Here is a 7020-nt window from a genome sequence, read left to right on the forward strand (position 1 = left end):
AAAGTACGCCTTGAACAGAGGATTAAGTCTTTTAGAAGCGGAACATAACGAGATGGCCGCAGGAGGAAAGAATAAAACCTTGATTCAAAACGAAACTATTATCTTAAAAAGAGAGTGTAGAAGCAAGGGATTTTTTAAACAATTGAGATATCTCAATTGTTTAAAAAAGGAAATCCTTAATTCAAACTTCTATACATATTATACGAGGAGGAATGGTTATGAAAAGAAAAAAATTATTACTAACGATCGTTATCGCAGTTGTGGTCATTGCAGGAATGTATTTTTTAACTCAAAGAGAGCGTGACCCATACTCACAATTTGAACATATTACAACTAAAGGAATTTTTACTCAAAATATAAAAAATGATAAGCCATATTATATTTATTTTTATAGTTCAGATTGCTCTGACTGTTCAAAAATAGAAGACCTAATTTGTAATTTTGCCAAGAAAGATAGTGTTTACTTCATTAATACTAAGGAAGATACGTCAGACTATATCTTTTTTTCTAAATAAAGCAAATAACAATATTTCACTATCAAATGAGTTATTTTCCTCTTTCATTATCGTTAATCCTATAGATTAATGTATTTGCTTTTAATTATGTAAGATATCATATGATATTTATCTATAAATATATCTAAAAAAGACTTATTGGCATCGATATTATTGTTTACTATAGATATAAGAAGGGGTAATTGTGAATATACTTATTTACGATGATAATAAAAAAGACTATGAAAATTTAATCAAATGCATTGATTCTTTTTTTAAGACTAAAGAAAACTATATCATGTTAAGCTATGTGTCCTAATACTATGATTTTAAAAATCAATTAATGAATAAATTTTCAATGCCCACCCTAAAATCACAATAATCGATATTGCAATCTAATTAAAGTTTTACATTATTTCATCGAAAATATATTTATGCATGAGTATTTATTAATAAATACTCTTTAATGATTTGTGAGCATAAAAAGGTTAAAACTATATCCTCTAAAAACAATTGTTTAGTAGTCTCAACTTCAAGTATTGAAAATGAATCTTTTATTTTAGATGGTCTACCTATATAATATTTATCACAATTAATCTTTCCTAAATCTCTTGGCATATCAACAGACATAGAAACTCTTAAAGTAAAATCATATAGATTACTACTTAAGTCTATTAAAACCATCAAACTAGATGAATCTAAACTACTAAGTTCTTTATTGATATTATCTGTAAAAACATAAGAAGCAAATTTAGCATCTTTACCATCAAATAATAGTATATTTATCAAATTATGAAAAAAGCTTTTTTTACTATCATCGCCAAAAAAAATAATCTTTTTTTTCTTATCCAATAATCTTGCAAATTTTTTAACAGAATCCATGGATATAAAATTATATAATTGATATCCTTGATATTTTCCTATATTAATACTCAAGTTTTCTATTTCTTTAGCATCTAATAATTGTATGTGTCTATCTTGAATATATTGTAGCTCAAATTCTAGTGAGCTTTTAAATTGAGCAAAACCATTATTGAAAGTAAGTTTTTTAATAAACTTCGAAATTACAGATTTAGATATTGCTGTTTCTTTTGAAATTTCAACAATAGACAAACTATTTATACGTTTGATATTTAATATTATATACCTTGATAGAATATATTCCGTCGATTCTGGTGGTGCAGTTTCATATAATTGTCGCATGCGATTGAAAATATACACTAAAAATACTCCTTTCCATACTTGTGAAAATAAACAAATTTAATATATCTAAATATTTCCAAAATACAAATATTTCCTATTTCATTATCTTCTGCCACTGGAATTTTTACCATACCTTTGATTGAAGGATATGCATGATAATTACTATAGCCACTGACAAAAGCAATTTTTTGATAATTTCTACAAATATGATCAAAATCACTTTTAGCAAACTCACATAATCGACCAGTTAACGTAACAAATAAAATTAAAGCCTGACTTTCAATATAATTAATTTCTATAATTCTTTTTTGGGGTTGAATGTATATGTTTTTTCCCATAATTATCATATCTTCTTGGAAATTAATGGCTAATGATGTCGGAAAATATGCTCCTACAATAATTATAGAACTTGATTCATAAATAAGATCTACTAAATTATTTACTTCAACTTTAAATTTTGCTGTAAAATCCTGATCTTTTGCAAAATACTTAATACTATTCAAAATACTATCTTCATTCATTCTTGCCATACGAAAAAGAATTTGCTCTTTGCGAACTTTAATACTATTATTAAAGTTAAAAACTATATCTTTAAAAGAAGTAAAGCCTAACATTTTACAAAAATTATTGATAGATGTAACACTTGTTTGACAACATTTAGCAAAAGAAGATGTAGAAAATTTATCTAGTTCATGACGATGTTCTAACAATCCAGCTGCAATATAATAATTAGAATTTTTTTGAAAACTACTATTAATAATTATTAACAACATAGCAGTAACAGTGTTCATTGAGATCTACCTCCTTTTTGCTTTATTTGAATAATATTCACTAAACTGCTGTACAGTACATATTCTAATAATATTTAATATATTTTTAATTATATGATAGTTTTAAATTATATTTTAATCGCCATTTTATAACAAAAGGATAGATTATTTATTAACACTAAATTTGTTAATGATAGAAATACTTTATATCTTATTATCAGGCATATTAAAAGCTAAAATTTAAATCTTTAGTTACTAATACTACTATTCACTATATGAATAGATTAACTTCCTTGATTTCATTCATTATGATATATTTTTACCCTAAATGGTATATCCTCTTCTACTACATGCACTGTCAGTTATTTTTATATTTCTTTCTTTTTTTTGTATTAACAAATTTTGCTTATATTACAATTTATGTATCAATGAAGTTGTACTTTTGAAATTCTATGATATTCGTACTATACATATATACTTACCCATAGATTCAAAAATAAATTTCATTCTATACTTCTTGATAGAACCAATTAAAGCATTATTTACACTTGCCTGAAAATGCTATACCATATTCAATGTCAATTCTCATTTCATTTAAGTATAATAATTTTTAACTAAAATTTGGATTAACTATTTCAACTTTCAAAAAACTCTTAAGAAGTAATCCGAGTATTTTAATCTATATCAGTATTCACATTAAATATACCTTTTCTAACTCAAGAATACTAAATTATGATCATAAAACTCAGAGACTTTTGTTACTTTGAAATATGATGATTAGAAAATTAATGATAAAAATAAAAAGATGACATTTGACGATTGCGAATATATCCAAAGATTTTTTGCAACCATTTTGTCACCTCATTTCATTAAAATTAAACACTATAACTCTACGTAAAGCAGTAACTAAAAGGATAAGATTCCATTGTGTCAATGTTTATGAATCACGGCTAATGACATCATTAAATTAATACCTTCTTCAACACAGAATGATGAAAAATAACATATTTTTTCACCAGAATGTCTTAATATTCCAAATACAACGATCAATTAAAATGATTTATATTGTTAGACTCATTTTAGTAACAGTCATCATGAAACTATAAAATAATCAAATATCATTCATATTGTTATTAAGAAAGATAATACATCCAGCTTTGATATCAAACAACCAAAATAAATAGTATTTATAGATTATTTTTATCTATGATAATCATAGCCATTATAAAAATTATACATCAATTAATAAAGGAAACTTAATTCAAATTTTTAAATATATTTTTCTGCAATACATTATTTTTGAAAAGTCTATTTATGTATATCATTATATCATTTCAATTTGTAGTAGTCTAGTTCTTTCAATTTGTACTAATTTTGTACATTATTGTACTATATGTTATTTTAAATCTAAAATAAATCAATTATTCTATTGTTAGTATTAATTATAAAAAACTTTTACTCTTAAACTTATTTATAACTAAAATAGAAAGCATATATAAATTAAATTTATAAAAAGAATAGCTATATTAAACCATAGCTATTCCATAAATTTTTTTATTTAATTTTTAGTAATATATTCCATAATTAATATAGGTCGTTTTTAAATAGTCCATTAATTAACTATCTCACGTTTCAAACAATCTTTAACGAGTCTTTTGTTTTCTTTGGATATAAGCTAAACTTAATGTACTAATAACAATTGCTACAACATAAATAATTAACTCTTGATTATCACCAGTTTTTACAGCATTGTTTGAACTTGTTGCATTTGTAATACCATTAATAGTTTGATTATTATTAGTAGAACCAGATTGATCTGTTACCGTTTGATCATCTGAAGGTATTTCAGGTGTAATAGGTTTATTATCATCTTTAACAGTCCATAAATAATCTTTTACAAATGTACTTAATGCTGCACGCCAAATACCCCAATCATGTGCTCCATTTTTCCATTCAAGAGTAACATCTGCACCATTGTTTAATAGTGTTTCATAAACTGTATTAACTGTTCCATACCGGTCTTGTCGACCCATACCATTATCTACAGTACCACTGCATTCATAATATACTGAACCAGCCATAGCTTTTAGTTGCTCTTCTGTAGCATTTTCTAAAACTTCAACTGCTCGATAATTTGGTGAAAAAATTCCATAATATCCAAAACTGTCTTGTGCCGCAATCATTTCATTAACAACTGTATAACCGCCATTAGATAATCCTGCAATGGCTCTGTTCTCTTTGTCCGTTAAAACACTGTAATTGGCTTCAACATATGGAATAATATTTTCTACTAAATTACGATTAGTAATTTCCATATCCCAATTAAAATAACTATTATCCATAGTAACAACGATTGTTTCTTCTACTTCATTTTCAGCAATGAGGTTGTCCATAATATTTGCTGCCGCTCCAATATATAACCATTCAACTTCATTACCTCCACCACCATGTGATACATATAATGTTGGATATTTTTTACTTGAATCATAGTTATATGGCAAATAAACACCTAATGGCTGTGTTGTTCCATCTGTCGCTGTATATTCAACAAATTCAATTGTTCCTGTCTTACCGTCTGCACGAGGATAGATATATTCTTGTCCTTCCAAACAATCAGATGCATTACCTACATAAATCAATGACCATCCACTGTCTGAATCTCCATTTGCAACTGGCAAATTTGTAGGATCTTTATAAATTGTTGACATATCACCATTTTCTACAAAACCATAGAAATATTGACAACCAGGTAATGGTAAAGTAATTTGGAAATAGCCGTCACCCATATTTTCCATTTCTAAAGGAGCATATCCCATTTCAGATACTGCATATCCAGTTTGGAACATACCTTCTTTATACTCGTATGGTGTATAATAATCAGCTTCTCTACCATCCATAATTATCTTTGCCTGATCATCTGTATAGAATGTAAAGTTTCCTACAATTGATACACTAGTTACATCAACTGATGTAGCCTTATATGTAAATTGTACTTGATAATGAGCATCACTATTTGGATAATCAGTATTTTCACTAATAGTGACACCTGAGGTCAACTCAGTTGTTGCTTCTACCTTTATTGGATGTTGAATCAATGTCATAACCAATGTAATAACAGCCAATACCGATAAAGCCTTTTTTAAACATTTCATTAATAGTTCTCCTTTCTATTTAAATTTTTACAATCTTGTTTCTGAAATAATTATAACATTATATTTTTATTTTATTTAAAATATAAAAGCGCTTTCATTCTAAAACAGAAATAAATCAATTAATTAAAAATTTATTTCCAAAAAAGAGACATATTTGTTTAATATATAAATTATATTTAGTATTTTATGTCAATGATTTTATAAACATATTTACAAAATTATCACTCATACTCTATAAAAATGTGTCTTGCACTATATTCTTAAGCACATAATATCTATTCATGATATAGTTCATAAGCATTACTAATTAAAATAATATATAGCTTATTCTTAATAAAGTCCTAATACAATATATGCAAAATGATAATACATACTGTTTACGTTATGTATAAAGAATTAGTATCTTATGTTATTCAAAAGAAAACAAATCTATATGTATGATGAATATATCCTTATTAGCCAATATTCTACAAAAAATCACTTAGCAAATTATAGGAATTATATTAAATTACTTTTTTAATAGATTATTTATCTTTAAAAATAAACCTCTTTTTAATAAAAATGTTGCCAATGTTTTCTCGTTGGAGAAATATATCATCATCTTTATAATTAGTATCTTTAAAAGACAGTAGCATTGAAGCAAAATAAAAAAATATATTTTTATATTTTGGGATCTCTGCTGGTAAATTCATGATTTTTTGAAGATTATTAGATATCAAATAAAAAACAATAAAATTCCTAAAAAGAGCGAAAATAAATAATTTTTTTGAAAATACTATAAAAAATCTTTCTAGTATTTTACTGATGTTAGGTATTTTCACAAATAAAGATGCTTGCTTCATATTAGATTCGATCATATTTTTCTTACTATTGAATAAGTGCGTATGTATAGCTTTTTTTATTATTTAGTAAACAATTATTATGAGTTGAAGCATTTCTAATAAATTTAAAAGGCAAATAAATTATTTATTGTTTGAAATTTGTTTTCTGGATAAAATTCATAATACACTTAAAATAATTTAATAAAATTATCTAAAGATAATACTCCAATATCCCATACTGCCAATCATTTTGATACTTATGAATTAGATCGGTACAAACAAAATCTTTAGAATCAACTATTCTCATCAAAATTGTTATAAAACAAATACTTCTTCAATTAAAAAAAGCTTTATCAATAAACAAAATCATATTTTTTAGATACCAATAAATCATTATGTAGATTGATCAAAGTCAATTACCTCTCACCTTTTATCTATAATAAACAAGAAAATAATAAATATCCACCGGCCTAGCCGGTGGTTTTACTTATGCGGGCATAGCCCTGCTCCCAAAGCGCATGTCTGAAGACATTCCTTATGCCTTACGGCTACCGCATGCACCTTGTCGTTATTTACCCTT

Annotated in this window: 4 protein-coding genes; 1 reads left to right on the top strand and 3 read right to left on the bottom strand. The window is 25.6% G+C overall.

Going from position 1 to position 7020, the window contains the following annotated elements; translation table 11 throughout:
• Positions 1-218: 218 nt before the first annotated feature.
• Positions 219-515: a hypothetical protein gene (locus Q0K54_RS04475; protein ID WP_294578659.1), complete on the top strand. Its 297-nt coding sequence runs from the start codon at positions 219-221 to the stop codon at positions 513-515.
• Positions 516-926: 411 nt separating this feature from the next.
• Here the strand turns inward: Q0K54_RS04475 and Q0K54_RS04480 are convergent, their stop codons facing one another.
• The 3 genes from Q0K54_RS04480 to Q0K54_RS04490 all read right to left on the bottom strand — a co-directional run bounded on the left by Q0K54_RS04480 (position 927) and on the right by Q0K54_RS04490 (position 5619).
• On the bottom strand, positions 927-1715 hold the full coding sequence (locus tag Q0K54_RS04480; protein WP_294578660.1) for a MurR/RpiR family transcriptional regulator: 789 nt from the start codon (positions 1713-1715) through the stop codon (positions 927-929).
• Positions 1715-2488, bottom strand: coding sequence for a hypothetical protein (locus Q0K54_RS04485; RefSeq protein WP_294578661.1), 774 nt, complete (start codon positions 2486-2488; stop codon positions 1715-1717). The genes Q0K54_RS04480 and Q0K54_RS04485 overlap by 1 nt, the downstream gene beginning before the upstream one ends.
• Positions 2489-4110: 1622 nt before the next feature.
• A complete protein-coding gene (locus Q0K54_RS04490; protein WP_294578662.1) occupies positions 4111-5619 on the bottom strand; it encodes an esterase family protein in 1509 nt (502 codons plus the stop codon).
• Positions 5620-7020 lie beyond the last annotated feature (1401 nt).

The organism is uncultured Thomasclavelia sp. (assembly GCF_944324745.1).
In the GTDB taxonomy this organism is placed as follows: Bacteria; Bacillota_I; Bacilli_A; order Erysipelotrichales; family Coprobacillaceae; genus Thomasclavelia.

Bases quoted from the DNA above. Each gene is read 5' to 3' on its own strand.
- Q0K54_RS04475 (WP_294578659.1), top strand. From the start codon at position 219: ATGAAAAGAAAAAAATTATTACTAACGATCGTTATCGCAGTTGTGGTC.
- Q0K54_RS04485 (WP_294578661.1), bottom strand. From the start codon at position 2,488: ATGAACACTGTTACTGCTATGTTGTTAATAATTATTAATAGTAGTTTT.
- Q0K54_RS04490 (WP_294578662.1), bottom strand. From the start codon at position 5,619: ATGAAATGTTTAAAAAAGGCTTTATCGGTATTGGCTGTTATTACATTG.